The following is a 2,364-nucleotide window of genomic DNA, read 5'->3' as shown; positions in this document are numbered from 1 at the left end:
CGGGGTCGCCGCACCCGGCGCGGCCCACGCCGTGCCGGCGGCCCCCCGGGCACCGCTCACTCCCCCGTCCCCGTCCGGGAAGCCCTCCGAGTCCGACCTGAAGAAGCAGCTCAAGCAGCTTCAGGACGAGGCGGAGAACCTCACCGAGCAGTACAACAAGTCCCGCGTCGAGCTCGGCAAGGCCCAGAAGGCCGAGCGGGACGCCACCCGCCGCGCGGACGCCCTGGAGGCGCAGGCCGCGCCGGCCCGGGCCGCGCTCGGCCAGGTCGCCGCGAACCAGTACATGAGCGGCGGCGGCCCCGACATGATCTTCGCGGGCGGCGGGGACGGCGGCGGGCTCTCCGACACCGCCTACCTCGCGCAGAACCGCGCGGGCGCGGTGCAGCGGCTGCAGACGCTGATCGACCAGGCCAACAAGGCCAAGTCGGACGCGCAGGCGCAGACCGCGAAGGTCAAGCAGGCGGCCGACCAGGCCGACGCGGCCCGCAAGACCACCAAGGGCAAGATCGACCAGGTCCAGAAGCTGCTGGACAAGCTCGGCATCACCCGGACCAAGGACCCGACGTCCGGCTACACGGTGACCGTCCGGGGCAGCGCCCTGCCGCAGAAGATGCTGCGCAAGGCCCTGACCAAGCTCGGCTCGCCGTACGTGTGGGCGGCCGCCGGGCCGACCACCTTCGACTGCTCCGGCCTGGTCATCTGGGCGTACGCCCAGGTCGGCAAGCCGGGCCTGCCGCACTACACCGGCGACCTGTTCCAGCTCGGCACCAAGGTCGACCGGGGCTCGCTCCGCCAGGGCGACCTGGTCTACTTCGGCGGCAACCTGCACCACATGGGGATCTACGCCGGAAACGGCCTGTACCTCCAGGCTCCGCAGACCGGAGATGTGGTGAAGGTCTCCAAACTGTCGGACCGTTCGGACTACGCGGGCGCGAACCGCATCGAGTGATCCGTCCGATCTCCGCGACGACCGGCGCTCCGCTCACGCGGACGCCGGTCGTCGCGTTTCCGGCCGTCCGGCCGGCCGCTCCAGATCAGTTCGCGAGGTGCGGGGCGATCGCCTCGACGACCGGGAGGTCGCCGGGGAGCCACTCCACCGTGTAGAGCTCGTCCGCCGCGAGCCAGCGCAGCGCGAGGTGCTCCAGCGCCTGCGGCTCACCCGCCTCCACGGTCGCCGTCCAGACCCGCAGGACGGTCCCGCCGGGGCCGAGCGGCCAGTCGCCGCCGACCCGTTCGCCCAGCGCCACCCGGACGCCGAGCTCCTCCTCGCACTCGCGGACGAGCGCCTGCTCGTCGGTCTCCCCCGGGTCGACCTTGCCGCCCGGGAACTCCCAGCCGCCCGCGAGTTCCGCCGGGGCCGCCCGCTGCGCGGCCAGCAGCCGCCCGGCCGAGATGATCGCCGCTCCCACCACCACGCTCACGCTCATGGACCGCCATCATGCCGTCTCCGTGACCTTCCCGTGGGGCGGGGGCGACACGTCCAGCGGGACCGGGCCCGCGCCTCAGCGGAACCGGGCCCGCGCCTCAGCGGGACGGGGTCGCGGCGGCGCGGGCCCGCGCCACGGTCTCCCGCGCGCTGTCCACGATCTCCCGCAGGTGGTCGCCGTGCGCGCCGCGCCAGTACACGCGCCCGCAGTCGGCGCAGCGGCCGTAGGCGTCGTAGCTGCGGCGCGTGCCCTCGGCGAGCTCCCGCTCGATCTCGGCCTTGTCCACCGGGACGAGGACCCCGTTGCAGGCGGTGCAGCGCGTCCAGGGGGCGAGGTCCGGCGCGAACCGCTCCAGGAGGTCGCGGAGCTGGTCGTCCGGACGCGGGCTCCGGACGTACGCGCCGAGCCACAGCGCCCGCCGCATCAGCAGCCCCCGGTCCTGGGTGAGCAGGACGCGCCGCTCGGCGTTCGCCTGCACGACCAGCTCCGGGTCGTCCATGTCGTTGTGGTAGGCGGTGTCGAGGCCGACCAGGCGCATACGGCGGGCGAGCGTGCCGAGGTGCACGTCCAGGAGGAAGCGCGGCGCGGTCTGCCCCGGCTCCAGCGGGACCTCCTGCGGGCGCGCGACCGGCCCGACCCGCACGACCGCGCCGGAGGCCGGGCGGTGCGACGGCTCGACGGGCGCGCCGTCCGCGGTCAGCGTCCCGACCTCGGGCAGCGGGACGCCGAGGGACTCGATGACGTGTCCCAGGCTCGACGTCCCGTCCCAGGCCACCCGCTGGCGCTCGCGGCGGCGCGCCGCGGGCAGGAACATGAGGAGTTCGGGCGCCATTTCCAGTGTCATGTCCGGCTCGTCCACGCCGCCAGCATGCCACGCGACCCCCATCCGTCACCCCTCCATTTCCCGCCCCGCCGTCCCGGTCGGCGGGCCGGGACG

General features: G+C 74.6%; 3 protein-coding genes. 1 reads left to right on the top strand and 2 read right to left on the bottom strand.

All coding sequences use genetic code 11. The features are described 5' to 3' along the window. On the top strand, positions 1–949 hold a 949-nt coding region (locus AB0J52_RS36615; RefSeq protein WP_500187500.1), incomplete at its 5' end, for a C40 family peptidase. An 85-nt stretch (positions 950–1,034) separates the two neighbouring features. On the opposite strand, the gene AB0J52_RS36610 is transcribed toward AB0J52_RS36615, so the two are convergent. Beyond that, complete coding sequence (locus tag AB0J52_RS36610; protein WP_500187499.1) at positions 1,035–1,427, bottom strand: (deoxy)nucleoside triphosphate pyrophosphohydrolase; 393 nt, start codon at positions 1,425–1,427, stop codon at positions 1,035–1,037. A 97-nt stretch (positions 1,428–1,524) separates the two neighbouring features. Beyond that, complete coding sequence (locus AB0J52_RS36605) at positions 1,525–2,271, bottom strand: Mut7-C RNAse domain-containing protein (protein WP_500187498.1); 747 nt, start codon at positions 2,269–2,271, stop codon at positions 1,525–1,527. Between the last annotated feature and the right edge of the window lie 93 nt (positions 2,272–2,364).

The sequence above is a fragment of the Spirillospora sp. NPDC049652 genome, from assembly GCF_040675125.1.
Taxonomy (GTDB): domain Bacteria; phylum Actinomycetota; class Actinomycetes; order Streptosporangiales; family Streptosporangiaceae; genus Spirillospora.
This window is presented reverse-complemented; position numbering and strand designations above follow the sequence as displayed.

Coding starts and splice junctions, on each gene's coding strand:
- AB0J52_RS36610 (WP_500187499.1), bottom strand. CDS start 1,427: ATGAGCGTGAGCGTGGTGGTGGGAGCGGCGATCATCTCGGCCGGGCGG.
- AB0J52_RS36605 (WP_500187498.1), bottom strand. CDS start 2,271: ATGACACTGGAAATGGCGCCCGAACTCCTCATGTTCCTGCCCGCGGCG.